Source organism: Paraburkholderia sp. GAS333 (assembly GCF_050435665.1).
Lineage (GTDB): Bacteria > Pseudomonadota > Gammaproteobacteria > Burkholderiales > Burkholderiaceae > Paraburkholderia > Paraburkholderia fungorum_A.
The window spans coordinates 2,000,104-2,018,020 of the sequence record NZ_JBNDKS010000001.1; the positions used below are offsets into that span (position 1 = coordinate 2,000,104).

At 57.1% G+C, this 17,917-nt stretch carries 22 protein-coding genes; 3 read left to right on the forward strand and 19 right to left on the reverse strand.

Annotation, left to right across the window (positions count from 1 at the left end):
• The first annotated feature begins 116 nt into the window (after nucleotides 1-116).
• Entirely contained in the window at nucleotides 117-1,028 is a 912-nt protein-coding gene (locus tag ABH945_RS08850) for a DMT family transporter (protein WP_429250306.1), read from the forward strand.
• Nucleotides 1,029-1,103: 75 nt separating this feature from the next.
• Here the strand turns inward: ABH945_RS08850 and ABH945_RS08855 are convergent, their stop codons facing one another.
• The 6 genes from ABH945_RS08855 to ABH945_RS08880 form a co-directional block, all read right to left on the reverse strand.
• Entirely contained in the window at nucleotides 1,104-2,351 is a 1,248-nt protein-coding gene (locus tag ABH945_RS08855; RefSeq protein WP_429250307.1) for an amidohydrolase family protein, read from the reverse strand.
• 60 nt (nucleotides 2,352-2,411) lie between these two features.
• Nucleotides 2,412-3,719 (reverse strand): MFS transporter, encoded by a 1,308-nt coding sequence (locus tag ABH945_RS08860; protein WP_429250308.1) that lies wholly within the window; start codon nucleotides 3,717-3,719, stop codon nucleotides 2,412-2,414.
• Nucleotides 3,720-3,922: 203 nt separating this feature from the next.
• A complete protein-coding gene (locus ABH945_RS08865; protein ID WP_429250309.1) occupies nucleotides 3,923-4,840 on the reverse strand; it encodes a LysR substrate-binding domain-containing protein in 918 nt (305 codons plus the stop codon).
• A gap of 143 nt (nucleotides 4,841-4,983) precedes the next feature.
• Complete coding sequence (locus tag ABH945_RS08870; RefSeq protein WP_429250310.1) at nucleotides 4,984-6,237, reverse strand: MFS transporter; 1,254 nt, start codon at nucleotides 6,235-6,237, stop codon at nucleotides 4,984-4,986.
• 281 nt (nucleotides 6,238-6,518) lie between these two features.
• Complete coding sequence (locus ABH945_RS08875) at nucleotides 6,519-6,869, reverse strand: hypothetical protein (protein WP_429250311.1); 351 nt, start codon at nucleotides 6,867-6,869, stop codon at nucleotides 6,519-6,521.
• Between the two features lie 333 nt (nucleotides 6,870-7,202).
• Complete coding sequence (locus ABH945_RS08880; protein WP_429250312.1) at nucleotides 7,203-7,826, reverse strand: YdcF family protein; 624 nt, start codon at nucleotides 7,824-7,826, stop codon at nucleotides 7,203-7,205.
• A 379-nt stretch (nucleotides 7,827-8,205) separates the two neighbouring features.
• Between ABH945_RS08880 and ABH945_RS08885 the strand changes: the two genes are divergently transcribed.
• Entirely contained in the window at nucleotides 8,206-8,592 is a 387-nt protein-coding gene (locus tag ABH945_RS08885) for a tyrosine-type recombinase/integrase (RefSeq protein ID WP_429250313.1), read from the forward strand.
• A gap of 400 nt (nucleotides 8,593-8,992) precedes the next feature.
• On the opposite strand, the gene ABH945_RS08890 is transcribed toward ABH945_RS08885, so the two are convergent.
• From ABH945_RS08890 to ABH945_RS08915, 6 genes are all read right to left on the reverse strand, one after another.
• Nucleotides 8,993-9,625, reverse strand: coding sequence for a type VI secretion system amidase effector protein Tae4 (locus ABH945_RS08890; RefSeq protein WP_429250314.1), 633 nt, complete (start codon nucleotides 9,623-9,625; stop codon nucleotides 8,993-8,995).
• Between the two features lie 3 nt (nucleotides 9,626-9,628).
• Nucleotides 9,629-9,994, reverse strand: coding sequence for a hypothetical protein (locus ABH945_RS08895; RefSeq protein ID WP_429250315.1), 366 nt, complete (start codon nucleotides 9,992-9,994; stop codon nucleotides 9,629-9,631).
• Between the two features lie 231 nt (nucleotides 9,995-10,225).
• Nucleotides 10,226-10,537, reverse strand: a complete 312-nt coding sequence (locus ABH945_RS08900; protein ID WP_429250316.1) for a PAAR domain-containing protein — start codon at nucleotides 10,535-10,537, stop codon at nucleotides 10,226-10,228.
• 320 nt (nucleotides 10,538-10,857) lie between these two features.
• Complete coding sequence (locus tag ABH945_RS08905; protein ID WP_429250317.1) at nucleotides 10,858-11,109, reverse strand: hypothetical protein; 252 nt, start codon at nucleotides 11,107-11,109, stop codon at nucleotides 10,858-10,860.
• The gene (locus ABH945_RS08910; RefSeq protein WP_429250318.1) at nucleotides 11,087-11,365 is read right to left on the reverse strand and encodes an AlpA family phage regulatory protein; all 279 of its coding nucleotides are present in this window, start codon (nucleotides 11,363-11,365) and stop codon (nucleotides 11,087-11,089) included. Before ABH945_RS08910 ends, ABH945_RS08905 begins: the two co-directional genes overlap by 23 nt.
• A gap of 132 nt (nucleotides 11,366-11,497) precedes the next feature.
• Nucleotides 11,498-11,806 (reverse strand): hypothetical protein, encoded by a 309-nt coding sequence (locus ABH945_RS08915; protein WP_074763595.1) that lies wholly within the window; start codon nucleotides 11,804-11,806, stop codon nucleotides 11,498-11,500.
• A gap of 928 nt (nucleotides 11,807-12,734) precedes the next feature.
• Here ABH945_RS08915 and ABH945_RS08920 point away from each other — a divergent pair.
• On the forward strand, nucleotides 12,735-13,511 hold the full coding sequence (locus ABH945_RS08920; RefSeq protein ID WP_429250319.1) for a hypothetical protein: 777 nt from the start codon (nucleotides 12,735-12,737) through the stop codon (nucleotides 13,509-13,511).
• Nucleotides 13,512-13,576: 65 nt separating this feature from the next.
• On the opposite strand, the gene ABH945_RS08925 is transcribed toward ABH945_RS08920, so the two are convergent.
• The 7 genes from ABH945_RS08925 to ABH945_RS08955 all read right to left on the reverse strand — a co-directional run bounded on the left by ABH945_RS08925 (nucleotide 13,577) and on the right by ABH945_RS08955 (nucleotide 17,910).
• Entirely contained in the window at nucleotides 13,577-13,909 is a 333-nt protein-coding gene (locus tag ABH945_RS08925) for a hypothetical protein (protein WP_429250320.1), read from the reverse strand.
• Between the two features lie 24 nt (nucleotides 13,910-13,933).
• The gene (locus tag ABH945_RS08930) at nucleotides 13,934-14,476 is read right to left on the reverse strand and encodes a hypothetical protein (RefSeq protein ID WP_429250321.1); all 543 of its coding nucleotides are present in this window, start codon (nucleotides 14,474-14,476) and stop codon (nucleotides 13,934-13,936) included.
• Nucleotides 14,477-14,744: 268 nt separating this feature from the next.
• Nucleotides 14,745-15,392, reverse strand: a complete 648-nt coding sequence (locus ABH945_RS08935) for a hypothetical protein (RefSeq protein WP_429250322.1) — start codon at nucleotides 15,390-15,392, stop codon at nucleotides 14,745-14,747.
• Complete coding sequence (locus tag ABH945_RS08940) at nucleotides 15,385-16,434, reverse strand: hypothetical protein (RefSeq protein WP_429250323.1); 1,050 nt, start codon at nucleotides 16,432-16,434, stop codon at nucleotides 15,385-15,387. The genes ABH945_RS08935 and ABH945_RS08940 overlap by 8 nt, the downstream gene beginning before the upstream one ends.
• 329 nt (nucleotides 16,435-16,763) lie before the next feature.
• A complete protein-coding gene (locus ABH945_RS08945; RefSeq protein ID WP_429250324.1) occupies nucleotides 16,764-17,078 on the reverse strand; it encodes a hypothetical protein in 315 nt (104 codons plus the stop codon).
• A 75-nt stretch (nucleotides 17,079-17,153) separates the two neighbouring features.
• Nucleotides 17,154-17,480: a P27 family phage terminase small subunit gene (locus ABH945_RS08950; protein ID WP_429250325.1), complete on the reverse strand. Its 327-nt coding sequence runs from the start codon at nucleotides 17,478-17,480 to the stop codon at nucleotides 17,154-17,156.
• A 196-nt stretch (nucleotides 17,481-17,676) separates the two neighbouring features.
• On the reverse strand, nucleotides 17,677-17,910 hold the full coding sequence (locus tag ABH945_RS08955) for a hypothetical protein (protein WP_429250326.1): 234 nt from the start codon (nucleotides 17,908-17,910) through the stop codon (nucleotides 17,677-17,679).
• Nucleotides 17,911-17,917 lie beyond the last annotated feature (7 nt).

A 17,917-nucleotide genomic window follows, 5' to 3' on the forward strand; every position in this document is an offset into this window, starting at 1 on the left:
CCTTGAGAACGCGCGAATGATTAATGCATTTGCGACATAAACGCTGTGCGCAACGACCCGATTATCATCTCCCCTGCATCATTCGACAATACGTGCTTTATTGCACGAGGTTCGTCATGCCGAAACAGGAGCGCCTGCTTTTTCTCTCCGATCTGATGCTGCTCGCGGTTGCCGTCGTGTGGGGCACGAGTTATGGCGTCGTCAAAAGCGCGTTGGTGTTTTATCCGGTGCTGGGACTGCTGGCACTGCGCTTCGGCATCACCTTCGCCATCCTGTCGCCCGCGCTGCGCCACCTGCGCGCCGCCGACGCCCGCACACTGCGCGGCGTGCTGATTGCCGGCGTTCTGCTGCTCGGCATCTTTCTGTGCGAAACCTTCGGCATTCTGCTGACGCGCGCCGCCAACGCCGCGTTTCTGATCAGCCTGTGCGTGGTGCTGACGCCGCTGGTCGAATGGCAAATGCTCAAGCGCCGGCCCAGCCGGGTCGAGTGGGCGGCGGTCGCGGTGTCGTTGCTCGGCGCATGGCTGCTGGCCGGCGACGGTTCACTGAGCCTGAATCCCGGCGACGCGCTGATCCTGCTCGCCGCGTTGCTGCGCGCGTTGACCGTCTGCGTGACCAAACGCGTGATGCGCGATTCGGCGTTGCCGCCTTTGACGGTGACTGCGGTGCAAGCGGGTGTTGTCGCATCGGGAAGCCTGGCGGCCGCGTGCGTGTTCGCGCCGCACCAGCTGCGGGCGCTGCCGACATTGGCGGGACACGCGTCGTTCTGGGGCTATATCGCGTATCTGGTGCTGGCTTGCACGCTGTTCGCGTTTTTCGCGCAGAACTTCGCGATCAAACGCAGCAGTCCGACACGCGTGTCGCTATTGATGGGCAGCGAACCGGCGTTTGGCGCGCTGTTCGCCTGCATCTGGCTGGGGGAAAGGATTTCGGTGAGCGCATGGCTCGGCGGTGCGCTGATTGTCGCCGCGTCGATTATGGCGACGGTGCGCTGGAGCGCGTGGCGCGTGAGCGCCGCGCAGGCGTGAACGACGCCTGCGCGATTTTTTATGCTAACGTGGATCGCGTCGTTGATCGCTTCATTGCTTGCGCTATCGAAGCCATCAACGTGACGCGACCGTGCCCCGCTCGCTCACGACTTCGCCTCGCTGCAATACATAGGTCACACGCTCGCCCTGACCGGTCAGCACGCCGATGTCCTTGAGCGGATCACCGTCCACCACCAGCACGTCGGCAATCGCGCCCGCCTCGATCACACCGAGCTTACCCTTCAGATTGACGATATCCGCGGCAATCGTGGTGGCCGAACGCAGCGCTTCCAGATTGCCGAGGACATCAGCGCGAATACGCAGTTCGTCGCTCTGGAACGTGTGCATTTCTCCGAGCAGGTCGGAACCGAAACCCATCGGCACCCCCGCGTTCGCGTAGATTTCCAGCGAATCGCGGCCGGCCTGCCGCACCGTTTCGATCTTCGCGATCGAGTCGGCGGGCAGCCCGTAATCAGCACCATGTTTAGCGAGTGCGTCGTACGTGACCAGCGTCGGCACGACGAATGCACCGTGCTCATGCATCAGTTTCGCGGCTTCCGCATCGACCAGATTGCCGTGTTCGATGGTGCGCACGCCACAGCGGATCGCGCGAGAAATCGCGCGTCCCGTGTACGCATGCGCCATCACGTACGTATTGGCCGCTTCGGCTTCGGCGACGATCGCGCGAATTTCGTCCTCGGAATACTGCGTGTTGCTGATCGGATCGGTGGGCGACGCCACGCCGCCCGACGCCATGATCTTGATTTGCGTCGCGCCCTTCTGGATTTCTTCGCGCACGGCGAGACGCACCGCATCCACGCCGTCGACCACACGTGCAATCGCGCCCGCGCGGAACGCGCACGAACACGGTTCGAGCACATCGCCGCGCGGCCGGAAATCGCCGTGACCACCGGTTTGCGACAGCGCCTTGCCCGACGGGAAAATTCGCGGGCCGGGAATCAGGCCGCTTTCGAGTGCCTGCGTCAAACCCCAATCCGCGCCGCCCGCGTCGCGCACGCTGGTGAAACCGCGGCCAACCATTGCCTTGAGAATCGGCAACGCGCGAATCGCGGTCAGAATATTCGGCTGCGCCGCATTCACACCGAGGTTCGCGCGCGAAGCCAGCACATGGACGTGACAGTCGATCAGACCCGGCATCACCGTCTTGCCGCGCGCGTCGATCACGCGTGCGTTCGGCAGATCGACGGGACGGTCGGTGACTTCGACGATATGACCGTTTTCTATCACAACATGATGATGTTCCAGCAAGATACCCCGGGCCAGATCGAGTACGTTGCCGCCGCTGATTACCGTAATGCTCATTGAAATCTTCCTGACTGGATGAAGGAATCCGTCCGGCGCGGATCAGCCGGACGCGCCTGTTCAAGCTGTGCGCCGACGCGGATCGCGCACGAAGAAGGTGCCGCACAGGCTGATGCCTGCTGCGATCATCACGTAGATCGCGGGCGCCATGTTGCTGCCCGTCGACGCGATCAGCCACGTGATGAAGAACGGTGCAAAGCCGCCGAAAATCGTCACCGCGAAGTTGTACGCAACGGAGAGACCCGTCGACAGAACTTTGGTCGGGAACAGTTCGGAGAACGCCGCGAGAATCGGACCGGTGTAGGCCGCGATCAACAGGCCGAACACGCCCTGAAACACGATCAGCGAAGCGAGGCCCGGTGCGCTGTTGATGTACGCGAACATCGGCCATGCGAGCACCAGGATCAGTGCAGCCGCGCCCGACAGAAAAGGCCGGCGACCGAAGCGATCCGCGAGTTTGCCGACTACCGGCGAGAAGCACATGATCATCGAGCCGCCGAACATGCCCGCGAGAAAGCCGGTCGATTGCGGCAGATGCAACGTACGCACCGAATACGTCGGCATATAAAACAGCAGCACGTAGGTGCAAACGGTCCACAGAATGACCATCGAGAAACTGGCGAAGGTTTCGCGCGGATAGCTGCGGAATACGTCTGCGAGCGGCGAATCGTTCTTTGCTTCTTCAGCAACTGCGGCGAAGGCCGGTGTTTCGTCCATGCGGCTGCGAATGAAATAGCCAACCGGCCCGATCAGAATGCCGATCAGGAACGGCATTCTCCAGCCCCACGAGTGCAGCGAATCAGCACTCAGATTCGCCGTCACGAAGGTGCCGACCGCTGCGCCAAGCAACACCGCGAAGCCGATGCTCGATTGAATCCAGCTCGAATAGAACGCGCGTTTGTCTGCGGGTGCGTATTCGGTGAGGAAGGCTGTCGCGCTGCCCATTTCGCCGCCGGCGGAAAAGCCCTGCAGCAAACGTGCGACCACGATCAGCACCGGTGCCCACAGGCCAATCTGGTCGTAGGTCGGCGCGAGACCGATCAGCGCAGTGCCGCCTGCCATCAGAAGAATCGTGAGCGAGAGCGCCGCCTTTCTGCCGACTTTATCGGCATAGACACCCAGCACCATGCCGCCCACCGGCCGCATGAAGAAGCCCACGCCGAACGTGGCCACCGCCAGCAGCAGCGAGGTCAGTTCATTGCCGGTCGGGAAGAACAGCTTCGCAATGATGACCGCGAAGAAGCTGTACACCGTGAAATCGAACCACTCGAGCCCGTTGCCGAGTACGGTGGCGATAATGGCGCGGCGGCGCTGCCGCGCGAGCGTGTCCACGGAGAGCGGGACGGCGGATGAAAGCGTTCCTTGCATGGTCTCTTTCCTCATCTGGCTGCCTGTCGGGCAATTATGTCGGCAACGCGCCACGCCTTCGAATGGCGCTTTCGCATGCATGACACCGATCGTAGAGAGAGCTGATTTGTTTTCGAAACGAAAGATTCGCATGCTTGCATGCGTTTAGCGCATGCGAACTTTTCGCTTGGGCCTTATGTCTGGCTTTCGGGTCTAACCTCGCTTCAGCCAGCCGGTTTGCCCATCTGCTCGTCGGCCTGCTCGAACAGCCAGCGTGTGAACAGGCGCGCAGCCTGATTCTGCGAGCGGTCGTTCGGCGACACCACGTAATAACCGCCGCCGTGACTCGCCGACGCTTGCGTTGCACGCACCAGCAGCCCTTCGTTCAGGCATGCGTCGATCATATGCCGCCAGCCGAGCACGACGCCCTGCCCCAGAATCGCCATCTGCACGAGTTGCGGATAATGATTGACGACGACCGCTTGCGGCGATGCCGGCATCTGCACATCGTTCAGACGAAACCATTCGGACCACGACATCCATTGCCGCTGGCCGTCTTCCTGCATCAGTAGCGTTTCGCTCGCGAGGTCGGCGGGTTCGAGTACCCGGCCGGCGAGATATCCCGGCGAACATACCGGATACACCTCTTCGTCGAAAATACGGCGCGCGGTGAAATGCGGCTCGGCGCGTTGACGGCTGTAATACAGCCCCACGTCGAATTCAGCGGGCGATAACGAAGCGAGTCCGTCTCGCACGATCATTCTGATCTTGACGGTCGGATGCGCGGCGCGAAACGCGCCGAGTCGCGGCGTCAGCCACAACACCGCGACGCCCGATGAGCAGGCGATGGTGAGTTCGAGATCGCCGTAACGTTTCATCACGTCGAGCGTGGCTTCGGAACACGTGGCGAGCAACCACTGCACGTGTTTCGCGTAGCCTTCGCCCGCGATCGTCAAGCGCAATGCGCGATGCTCGCGCACGAACAGCGAGCGGCCGAGGAAGTCTTCGAGTTGCGCAATCTGCCGGCTCACGGCGCTTTGCGTCAGATGCAATTCAGCGGCGGCTTTGGTGAAACTCGCATGCCGCACGGCCGATTCGAACGCGACCAGACATTGCAGCGGAGGTAGAGGGGCAATGCGCATGATGATGTTTTATCGAGTGACGATCACATCATCATAGCGGGTGCGAAGCGGCGCAGAGCGCTGGCCGCTTCGCGTTAACCCCTTCTGGCAAGGGGTTTTCTTCGATCATCGATAGAAACGCAGCTAGTGGCAGCTGCGCTTGATCAATTGCTCGGCGCCAGTTCTTCTTCTTTTTCCAGCGAACGCGTGAGACGAAGTTCCGGAAATAGCTTCATCCACAGCAACGCGACGGTGATCGTCGCGATGCCGCCGACCAGCACCGCAGGGCGCGCGCCCCACCACCCTGCCGTCACCCCCGATTCGAATTCGCCCAATTGATTCGAGGTTCCGATAAACAGCGAATTGACCGCGCTGACTCGTCCGAGCATCTCGTCCGGCGTGCGCAACTGCACGAGCGACAGACGCACCACCACGCTGATGGTGTCGGACGCGCCCAGCACGATCAACGCAAGCAGCGACACGAAAAACTGATTCGACAGACCGAACACCAGCGTAGCCAGGCCGAACGCAATCACGCCGCCGAACATCGCCGCGCCGGGCCGGTTGCGCAACGGAAAATGCGCGAGCCAGATGGTGCCCGCGAGCGCGCCAATGGCGGTGCCCGAACGCAACAGACCAAGGCCGAGCGGGCCGGCGTGCAGGACATCGCGCGCGAAAATCGGCAACAACGCAGTCGCGCCGCCGAACAGCACGGCGAACAGATCGAGCGACAACGCGCCGAGAATCACCGGTTCCTTGCGGATAAACGCGATGCCCGAGAACACCGATTCCAGCGTGACGGGTGCGCGAACCGCAGGTTTCGTCTGCAGCGGAATGCTCCATACCGCTGCCGCAGCGGCAGCGAACGACAGCGTGCAGGCGAGATAGACCGCGCCCGGACCGATGCCGTACAGCAAGCCACCCAACGCGGGCCCCGCGATCTGCGCGGTCTGATTCGCTGAGGTCGCCCATGCGGTTGCCTTCGGCAGTTGTCCGCGAGGCACGACGGCGGGCAGCAGCGAGGCCACCGCAGGCGATTCAAATGCGCGCGCTGCGCCGACGCATGCGGCCAGCACATAGATCATCGGCGCGCTGATCCAGCCGCCGAAAGTGCCGACGGCGAATAACAACGCAGCGACGCTTTCGAGGCCCTGACAGATGGCCGCGATGCGTCGGCGGTCGAAGGTATCGGCGACGTGGCCGACGACGAGCGTCAGCGCGAACATCGGCAGAAACTGCGCGAGGCCGACGAGGCCGAGTGCGAACGCGCTATGCGTGAGCGCGTAGATGTGCCAGCCCATCGCGACGGCCAGCATCTGGAACGACAGTGACGAGAAGATGCGCGTGCACCAGAATCGCTGGAACGCAGGGTGTTTTGGCAAACTGAAAGATTCGGAGCCGCTTGGGTCGGTAGACATGAGTGTGGGTTCGTTACAGGGCTGGCCTGATGGCGCAAGTGGTCTCGATTGCCGTCAGGTGGTCACAGGTAGTCGCTTTTGCATGCAGCCGGAACGCGCGGTGATGTTATGCCACCGGTTCGGCCGACGCGCTTCGCGCGGCATGGATGGGCCGCACGCTTCTTTTGCTGGGTCGGGAAAGAGCGACAATTGTACGCAAATGATTCGAAGTGGATCGCTTCACCGGTTGGTCACGCGAAGCTGGGGGTTGAGCCCGGGACGTAGCTCGAGGCTGCAAGTCTCTAATACACCGTTAGCGGGCCACGGTATCCCGCTAACGCCACGGAAATCAGCGCCGACGAAATCGCCGGCAGCACCAGGTCCAGAACCTTGTAGGCATCCCACTGCCATGGGAACCAGCCGATCGCCCAGGTATAAGCGTGGGCTTCGAACTCTTGCGCTTTCTCTGGCGGCAAGGTTTCGAGTTCCGCCTCGAGCTTCTTGCGCGACCAGTACCAGACGATGACAGCGAGCGCGCCGAGCCGAAAATTGAACAGCAGCCCGAGCGGCGCCTGAATCAGCAGCCCTTCGAGGCAATGGGACAGCGATAACCGCCAACGCGCTGCGGCGAACCATGCAAGCAAAGTATTCATCAACGGCCTTCTGGATCTGTTAGTGGGCTCCGGAGCGTCGTTTATGATTTTGCCTTGTTGGGGGGCGTCGTGGCAGGTGTGGCTGGGGATTGGATTTGCGTTTGTGTCGGGACGTCTTTTTCTGCTGGATCAGAAGCCTGGCACCTGGGATGATTCACGCACGAAGTGCGTCATTGGCGCGTGTGATTGGGCGTGATCGTGCTGGCGGATTGGGCACGAGGGGGGAATTTTTGTGACTTGTGATGCGCTTGGTCGAGGACGAAGCTGAACGAGCGTTTCACATACCGCATATTCAGCGCCACCGAGCCGCAGCCGAGCATTCGCAAACCAATACTAAAGTGGGCGAATGGCATACCAGACCAAGGCCGGCACTTCACGCGCAATCGAATAGACATCACGCGCCTCCCAGAACGCCGGGTACGCACCACTGACTTGACGCACGCCAAAGCGCTTGAGCGCGAACATCGCCCTCGGAAGATGAAAATACTGCGTCACTACCAATGCACTCGACAGGCCGCGATCCCTCATGAAGGCACTGGCGTTACGTGCAGTTGACCAGGTATCGTAACCCGAACGATCGAGCACGATGCTGCCGGATGGAACACCACGAAACACAAGATAGGTTCGCATTGCGAGCGCTTCGTCTGTACCGGAGGCATCGACACCGCCGCTAACAAAAATGAGTTTGCATTGCCGTTGTTCATAGCACTGATAGGCTTTATCCAGCCTTGCCGCCAACCTGGGCGACGGACTACCGTCGACATGTACCGTATTTCCCAGCACAACGGCAACATCCGCTGGACAGGGCCGGGAAAACAGACCAACTGAAGCCAGTACGCCACCCGAAAGTAGCCACAAGCAAGCAATTATCTTTAAAAAGCGCAAATGAAAATCCTCGTTGGCATCTGTTCCGTTATTGTTCTCGCGTGGCTGTTTGTGACTACCAAGGTAGCACATGCTCCAGTCGTCCAGCCGTGTACGCAAGAGTGGTTTTCATACCTCGACAGCCACTACTTCGACATCTCAGATGCCGAAGGGCACGGACCCGACCTGGGCAACAGTGAGTGGTGCAACGCATTTGAGGAAAAGGCCCGGCTGCCGGAGACCAATCGCCTTTCAAAACCGCAACGCTGCCGATTGGTTCAGAACCAACTTGAACGCCATACTTACATCATCAATGAGCAGCTTGGCTGGACAATCTCACTTTGAGGGTGCCGCAAGCCCAAATTTCGCGCGCATTTCTTCAACCACTTGCATGCCGTACTTATCTGGACAGGCCCGCCCTTCGTTCCTTGGCGCCAGAAGCTGATATTCGCGATGCCCACCTAACGCCGTGATGTTGAAGAACTCCTTCAATGTTGCTATCAACGCCGACAGGGCGCTCACACTGGTCAAGGCGCTCAAGGAACAGAAGCAGCATGAAACCCTTGTCTTTCCGCCGCCACGCGAAAAGGTACTCAGCGACATGACGCTTACCGCACTGCTACGCCGGGTCAAGGCAAAGAGCGATACGCCGGGACGCGTGGCGACGGCGCATGGCTTCCGTTCCAGCTTCCGCGATTGGGCCAGTGGACAAGGTTATGCGCGTGATCTTGCCGAGCGGGCGCTCGCTCATACAATCGCGAACAAGGTCGATGCGGCGTATCACCGGACTGATTTGTTGGAACAGCGGCGACCGCTGACGGAGGCGTGGGCAAAGCATGTTTGCAGTGTGACGGACTAACTGTTAGTCGGTCGCGGCCGCGAACCCGCACGGTGAAGGGGCGCGCCACCGTATCGCAACAGGCGTTACTTCAAATAGCTTCCAGATTGCGGCATGGCGTAAAGAACCATATAAAACAACACGACAAAAATGCTCCCAACGCTAAAAACTAACGTCCATTTTTGGGTTGACCAGTGCCTATACGCCACAGCGTTGATGCCCGCAAAAACAAACGCCGGCCAAAACAACGTACCGAAAAGGACGAACAACGTGAGAGTCCGCGGACTGCAATGCTCCATGTCAGAGCAGCCGGACATTGGCGCAACTTCACGTTGCCAATTTACATGGCTGAACACATAGAGCAGGAGCCACGTCAGCAGAAGCCCCCACACGAACCCCAGCGCCGCGACGGATAACCGCCTCACCGCACTTCCCAAAATAGTATCTGCCTGGATTTTCCGAGGTTCGAATAAATGTTATCGCTCCGGCCTCTCAGCCATGACAAAGGATTGGGAATGCTGGGCACTCCGACACGAAATCGTAGAAACGATTCCGCCGAAGGTGTAAGAGTATCTCTGTCCCACAGATCAATATGACCGCCGCTTAAGTCCGCTCCCGAATCGCCATCCTGTCGCCAATAACCATAGAAGAACACGATTCCTGTGCGCCCCTTTATCTTGCTCGGCCAATCCGGTCCAGTAATGTTCTCAGCCGTTGAAACGCCTGCGAATGGCCTTTGCTGAAGCCATTCGGCCAGCTCATAGGCGCGAGTAGCTGTAGCTTTTCCGTCCAGAATAAGCCGCCCCAAAGTCGGCTTTCCCGGCATCGGTTTTACAATCTTCTGCGAAAATGATTTCATCTCGCTGCCGACACGATGGAACGTTACGCTCATGCGGATCGCACACTGGTTGCCATAGTTGCCGCTCGGATCGTCGTAGGGATCACCTGACGGGTAGTTGTCCCACAGATCCTGAAAGGTCAGGGCTTTTAATTGTACTTCCTTGATTGAGTTCAGCGTCGTGTTGGTTCGGACCACAGTTTTCTTGTTTGGCATGTCTCAGATTCTATTCTGTCTTACCAGGGCCTCGTCGCCCCAATGCACTGTGTAGCTGTCGCTTGAGTCGGTGTACATGCGTGGTAGGTGGCAACTAGCGTCAATACTTCCCGCGTGAGTCCGTCCATCTGCTGTTTCGATGACATACGGATAACCTTCGAACGCGCCCTGTCCTACTGCCCGTACCTGTTCGTCATATGCACCTACGACGACAGACGCGACACCGCCGCCAGCCTTGCTGGAGACCACCGTGCCCATTGATTCGGCCATATCATCGCACCATGATTCGCCTGCCAGTTTCGCGACAATACGAGGCGGCGACGCGCAGTTGCACAGGACGATATCGCCATCAGCGGCGGTTTCGCTCATAACTTGATCACGGCGTGGGTCTCCCGATTTTGCAATCGAGCCGACACTCCTGCACGCCTCGCAATACGCCTCGCCGCCGATTAGCGCGACCGGGTGGCCGGCATCGCCCCATGTGCAGACATGCCTCCGCTTTCCATCGTCAAACATGGTAGAAGTGAGGGCGATAACAAAGCCGCCTGTTGTCGTCGGATCACCGTGTCGAACCATAGCTCGATTCATAGACGTTCCCCGTCAGCAAGCAGATCCGGACGAAAACGACACATAGGCGGGGCCAAACAGACCGGGCACAGGTTTATCGCTGCGAACCGTGATACCGCAGCCATCCTGCAATGTTTCCGTGATTGTGTCGCCGTTGCTCAGGCGGGAACCGACAAGGGCATACGGCTTGCCATCCCATGAAGCAGCAAAGCCCGCACCGTCGATGATCGTGGCCTCACTGCCGTCGTCATAAGTGACTGTATCGCCGACACTCGCCAGCGCCATCCCTTGATACTCCGCCTTGGTCGTTACCCGGCTGACTCGCCCGCCGCGCTCAGTACGCAAATCCTGGATAAACGAAAAGGTAGGAGGTTTTATTGCTTTGCTTTTCCGGCATGTTTAAGTCTCCTATATGAACGACCGCCGTATCTGATACGAACGCGTCTCGCAAGAGTAACCGCCGTGCTCTAGATGTTTTGTCAACATTCGTCAAAAGTTAACTCGTACCAATGAGTCGCGCTATTGGTCTGTTTATGTCTCAAACAAAAAACCGACCCTTGCGAGGTCGGTTTTCATGCCGGTCTTTCCCGGCTGTCAAATAGTGAGGCGGTGCGCCGTGTTAGGTATACGTCGCCTTTTTTAGACGGGCGATTTAGCCAGCACGGTTACTCATGCGCCACTGTCTGCGTTAGTGTTGCGCGTATGTCCGCAAGTGCATCCTCGAACAGACCAAAAATAGAAACTTGCGCGCTGGTTAAAAGATCGGAGAACTGTTCCGCGACTTCTTCCTGACTCAGCAATCCCGCCAGCGCTTGCAATTGATCGACACGGATAACCGCAGTATCGAGCGCACACGCGACGTCGAGTGCTTCGGCATCGTCGGGGCGCGTCGCGTTATGCGGGCTTGCGACGTTCATCGCTTTTTCCCCGCGCAGCATGCTTGCGGCTTGTATCGATCTGCTGCTGAACCCATGCCACGACTTCGGCTTCGGCTTCGGCTTCGGCTTCGGCTTCGGCTTCGGCTTCGATCGAGCGTACAGCGGCACTATCATTAGCGACGGGCTTCGGGAATTCGCCGCGTGCGATGCGCTCGTACAGCGCGCTACGTTGAAGCCCCGTAATCTGCGACACGCGATAGCGAGGAATCGTGATGGGAATAGTTTGATCGGCCATGACTCACCATCGATGCGAAAGTGCGCGCCGGAATGACGCGACATGGCGGTATTAGATTGGCGCAATCGGGCCGTGAATAGCTGGGTGGGTTCAGAAAACCCACCCCTGCCAAAGCCCAAAGGGGCGGGTAGGTTACTGGCCGGGGGTCTTCGGCGCGCCGCCTGCCGGTTGCCAGTTCGCAACCTTCGCAACTTCCTCGATGCCCGTCTCGTTCGGGTTGCCATCGTCGTTGGTCAGGCCGAACTCTGCCGCATGCTCACGGAGCCACTTCCTGATTGCGTCCTTGACACTCTTGCCCCTGCCCTGCGTGACAGCCAGCCACGCATTGACAGCAGCGGCGAGCCTCGGCGCGTAGCGTGGGTGTTTGGAGTTGAGATAGTCCGGCGCATCCGTTGCATCGGGAAAGAAAAACCCGTCTTTATACCTCGCGATGCGAGCCACTCGCGAATGTCGTCAACGTCCACGGTGGTCAACTTCCAGTCAGGTGCAACACGATAGATAATCGACCGTCGCACCTTGACGACATGAGGTTCGGCAATGTCCCAAGCCTGCGCGGCGCCATCGTCTCTTACCGTGACTTTCTGCGCATACGCTTCACCCTCGCCCGGGTCCTCGTCCCACCCCCGTTCCCATGCTGAGCGGCGTATCGTTGCCTTCAGCGTTCGGGCATTAACTGCATTGACCAGCGCTGCAAATGCAGTGTGAATCCATGTGATCCCGTTACTGTCGGTCATTCCGGTTTGCTGGTTCTTGAACTAGTCGCCGCTTTCATCAACCGAGTTTGGGTCGAAGCCTGCGACTAGTGCCGCCTGCTCAACGGTCAGCGGATCAACCAGACTCCACAACGGATTGATGTTTGTACGAATATGGGCTGTTTCACGTTGCCCCCAAACGCTCGCTGTGGTCTTAACGATGCGACCGCAGCAGAAACTGCGCGCCCCAGACAAGCCGGATTCTAGCGGAGTGTGGCGAACGTGCGACGGGTCGCGACGGACAAGAGAACTCGCCAGGCCAGCCATGAAATCTTGCCTGATGATGGGCTAATTGATGGGCCGACAAAAACAAAAGCCCCGTAAGTCGTTGAACTTACAGGGCTTTAGTGTTCGATTCTGGCGGAGAGACGGTCCGCTTATCTAGCGCCTCAAATCCTTACTGGGCGGCATTTCTACCTTATTTATATCCCATCGGCCCACAACTAGGCCCACAATTTAGGCAAGTAATTCTAATCCCTGATATAGCAGATTTCGGCTACATGTTTAGCTGCCCCTGACAAGAAAATCTTGCTTGCGATTTGAGGGCATCAAAACAGGGACAGAAGCACGATTATGATATCAACTGAAAACTAGCGCGTTCGGATAAAGGAGTTTTGATGCCTTACAGCAAAGAGGCCGCTGAGAAGCAAACCGAAGAATATGTGAATGCGAGTTCAGGCCTTCGCGATTTAATGATGGACTGCCTTCGCCAACTCGAACACACCGGCTCCCCTGCCTCGAAAGAACACCTTCGCCACGGCGCAGCGCGGCGGCTTGGCGTGATGCACCGAGCAATGAGGAACGTATTCACGCTATTCCCCCTGACTTCCGAGCGCCCCCTGCCGATGGAAACAGTGCACGACGTGCAAATCAACCTGCATGCCTTCGTGATGAATCTCTACGGCGTGTTCGAAAACTTCGCGTGGGCGTTTGTGCATCGACACGACCTGATAGCCGCAATCGGTGGCCAACGAATGGACGTGAGTATGTTCAAGCGGGCCACACAGAATCGCTTGCCTCTACCGGTAACTGAATACCTGACATCTGAAAAACTGGTTCAGTGGCACGGCGAGTATCTGAAAAACTATCGCGACGCCTTGGCCCATCGAATTCCGCTGTATATCCCTCCGATGCTGTTGAAGGCAGATGAGGCTGAACGCTACAGCGCCCTTGAAGCGGAAAAACGAGAAAAAATCCTAGGCAAGATGGACTGGAACCGCATCGACGCCATATCGGAGGAACAAGATGCGCTAGGCACACCCTGCTTCAGCTTTATCCATTCCCTAGAAGACGGCACGCGAGACCTTCTAATTCACCCGCAGCTTATCTGCGACAGCTTAACTGTCATCGAGTTCGGACGCCTTTTCTTCTTTTCATGGCACGAACATCGATGACCACCGCCAATCGTGCCCCCTCCACGGCTGAGAGTGCCCATGTCGCAACCCCGAATCGGTTCCGGTCACGGCCCGTATGTACTAACAAAGGTGCTGTACAGGCGATAAATATCGGTCGCGATTGCGCGACCAGTACTGTTTCGAATGCGTGACATCGTATGCGTTACCGCGTCGGTGAACACTTGCCCATCAGGCGACAGTTCGGGGCCGTAACGCGTTAGACGGTGCATGATGCTTTGCCAGCTGTCACGCAGTTCGGGCGGCAATTCCTCAGTGGTCAATTGTTTCAATACCCAATGCACGCCCCGTAACCGGTCCCGGACGTCGCCTTCCCACGTCGCCAAACGGTAAAGCGCGCCCGTGAACTTTTCGCGTACCCGTGCATAACGTCGCATCATTCCCCCTAGCCACCGCATTTCGCTTTAACCAATGTTGCGCGCCCACCATACCCAAGGGCGCGTCTGCCAATAGCCATCGCTCGCATACTTCTGAAGGTCCGCTATCAGCTTCGTACCTCGCAAATGTGCGGTTTCGAGCAAGGTCAAGGAATGCTCAAACCCATTTAACATACCCTCGCGCGGCATGTCTTCGTAGTGAATTGATATGCTCCGAAACATCGACCGAAAGGCACGAATTTGTTCGTATACGAAAGCTACTTCATGCGCGAGCGTGGGGCCGAGCAAACCGAGCTTCGATACACTTGCATCGAATACGGGGCTGTTCGGTGGATTGAATTCATACAATGTGATTTGTCCACCCTCAGTCCGAAGCGTAGCTGCCATATCGCCAAACATGCGTTGCAGCATTGGGATTGCTGTCGCGTGTGACGCGAGTTCACCAGCTAGCGCACCGGCCAGCGCCTGACCGTCGCGGAAGCGCTTGAAGTCCTCGCCCAGAAAGTTGTTCAGATAGCCACCTGCCAACACGCCAACGAACGCGATTAATGCGGAATTCGTGTCGCTCATAGTCGCCCCTGTATGGAATTGTGTCGCGGGATTGTAGCGGGAAGGGTCAGCGGCCCGAGCGCGCGACCTGAAGCGTGGTCGAGGTCGGGCCGTGCGGCGTCGTCGACGGCAAGGTTCCGTTGCATACCAAGAGACGCGAGGACCTTACGGAGTCGTCCAGCGCGCCAGCAGGACGACCAGTACTTATCGGAATGGATAACTGAGGATGAATTTGGCAACCAAACCGGCGGCCTTGGTTCTGCACGTTCGTTTGACGGAATCTCGACCGCTACGATTGTCCGTCCTCTTCGTCCGTGTCTATGGTTAACGCCACGCCGGTCATCACTATATGATAAACATTAAAAATGAAAGACTTTAATAGCATTAACAAGTAAAACAGCCAACTGGTAAATAATATAAAAATTGAGGCAACCCCCAACTTTTTAATCATTATCGCAGTAGAAATATTTATCGGTACGGCATGCAATATCAACGACGCAGGCCCTTGCGGCGAGAAAAATACACGAAGAGCCACACAACATATGGTAAATGCGAGATAGTGAATAAATACAAGAAGGAATATCGAGAGGTTATATTTAAGATAACTTACTCCTAACCCCTCCTTTTCCACCTTGGCCATCATGTAGAAAACTTCCGGCCTAGTTGTCACAAAAATTGTGAATCCTGCAACGAGAAATCCAAGAATGCTTGCGGTAAACGCTATGGCGTCACTGGAAATTTGGCGAAGCAAGGTCAACACCGGAGCTTGATTTTCACCAGCAGCCAAGCAGTAAGCACAACAAATAAAAAAAACTACAAGCGTAACCCCGACATTCAATCCGTTCGCCGGGGTTAAGCGGGCGATTCTATAGACGTCGAGTAGCGAGCGCTCCTTGAGTAAATCCTCAGGCGTGAACTCAAACTCAGGTTTAGACATTTCTTGCCTTAGCAATTCGCCTTATGATTTCGTTCGTTTTCGCCAGATTTGCATCTGGGGCGAGTTCTATATTGCTATTTTCAATCTCTTTGTTCAAGACATTATTTAACTGCATTGCAGCAGCATCAACATCGGAGGAAACGTTATCTATTGCCACACGAAGCTTAAATTCTTCGTTGTTGCCTACCAATCGGTTTCCCGACACATCCTTACCGCTTAGTTTTACCTCAACATTGCCATCGCGCGCCACAGCGTGCAATTGAGCTACCGCCTCATTTTTGTTTAATCCCTGTTTGTCGCCAGCAGAATGGGTAATTTGCGAATTTTTTGCACCAAGTTGGCCGCCAGTTTTTCGCATAGCCCTCAATAGATTTGAGTTATCAATTTCGCTGTTTGTTTGCAAAACTCTAAGAGAAATTGAAGATAATTGTTTATATCTACGAACGAATTCATAAAGACTGAGGGCACTTGGAATAGATACAACCTCAAGCGACGGGAACGGGTATTCGTCCCACAACATCTTCTTCGTTACTTTCTGAACATCTTCTCGTCCGCGCGCTAAGATTTCCTCGCGTTCAGTCTGGAGACGCAGGAATTCTTCGTCAATGAATTTATTTTGACGCTGTCTGATATAGCTGTACGCGGTGCTCCGGAAGCTTGATAACGATGGACCGTGCGCAGTTTCCGGATAATAAATGAGTTTATGAGAGTTAAGAAGGAGCACAAAAATTGCAGACGGAGATGATTCCAGCTTTCCGGAAGTCTTAACCAAGCCCTTTCCCGGCGTGAATATTTGCTCCCGCCTTAAAGTCGTGTCTTTAATGAATCGACCAGCAATCGCCAGTACCGGGGCGGAGGCTTTCCCGAGGTTTAGGAGCGTAGGTTGATAGAAAAAATATTCGGTGTCTTTGAAGGAGCGAGGCTTGAGCGATTCAGAATCCAAAAATGCTGGCAAGATAATTTGCTCCGCAACATCTAAAAGATTCTTATCTTCACCGAACTTGCAAATGAAGTTGGCGAAACTGACTTGCTTACTTGCCATAACACATCCCCGGATTTATAAGTTTGTACGCTCTATTGATGCTCGCAAAGATTCCTCTCATCACGTCCAGCAAGCGAGCAATAGTCTAATAGGTCCTGTCTTGCAAGTGTTGACACTTTTTCACATCCTGTGATGCCATTCGCATAAAGGAAGCCGCTATATAGAAAAAAGAGCAAAGCCGCGTCTCGCCCGCAATCCTGAAGCTTCACCACGCGCAAACAGCCCCGCCCGACAACCGCGCGAAGCTCGCGAGATTCTGCAAGCATGCATTCAACGTATGCTTCGGCGGGCGTCGGCAATCACGACATCGACGTTCGCCGGAATCGCAACTAGCGACAGTTCAAGCCACTCCCATTTCGTGAAGCGCACGCCGCCGCCCATGCGTCGTGACATAGCGTCTTCAGTGGTCCCGGCTGTTCGATTTGGGCGATTTCCACCTTGAACGCAATACCGGTCTTTGTCACCGCGCCCAGCACGACCGAACCAATGCTTTTTATGTGGTAGTGCGCGACCAGCAATGGCAGCGGCATCGAAAACGTTGCACCGAGTGGGTCGACAATGTCGGCGTACCAGTCAGGCGTTGGCTTAGTGGCGATGCCCGAAATTCGGCGTAAGTCTTCCTGTGTGCTTTTAGTCAGCAGCAACCGTCGATGCACGCACAATGCCCGTCGTGCGCGCCCGGTTCATGTCTTCGTTCATGGTCCTTCCTCCTTCTATGTTCAAGTTGTCGCCGTGTCGAAGCGACGACGCCTGTCAAAGCCCAGCAAACGGTAACAGCGAAGCATGTCGCGCGTCGCGCCCATGTGTGCGTGCACGGCGTCGGACACGCGCGGGCGTCCATAACGGCTTCGAGTCGTGATGCCTTCTATCTTCATGCGCCGCGCCGCATCTGCGGCTCGCGCGCTAGCGTCCACGAATTGCGCAAGCAACGTCGCCGTCATCGGGTCGAGCGGTTGCGACAGTTCGCCAGCGATACGCCGGAATTCGCGCCGTAATCCCGACGCGAGCCATGCTGGTGGGCGGCAATTCGTGCGGGCTTCGGTCATGGTTCGAGTCCGGCTAACGCTGTGGTCAGGTGGCTGTCAGCGCGGAAGCGAGCGGCCTTAACAGCACCTGATTTTTTGCCGAAAAGTCGAGATTTCTCTTTTCAAAACTGGGCGCGCGGTGTCCGGCGAAACCCGAAAAACTTTTTTCATGCCCCCCCGGCCTTCCCCGTCGCGCGCCGCGTCCCACAGCGCGGCGTCACTTCACGCACGCCCAATCGTTCGCGCCAGCGGCGCGCGCAATCAGCGTTTGTCGCTTGCCAGCGTCAAGCAATGCAACATCGACTTCCTGACCGTGCTGACGTGCGGCGGTCAGCAATCGCATCAGCGCGTCGGCGTGGCGCGGGCCGAACACAAGCGCGGCGTTCTCACGGCTTCGCAACAGCATCGTCAACAGGTCGCGGTCGATGCGAACAGGAACAAGCGTAGTCATGGCTTCC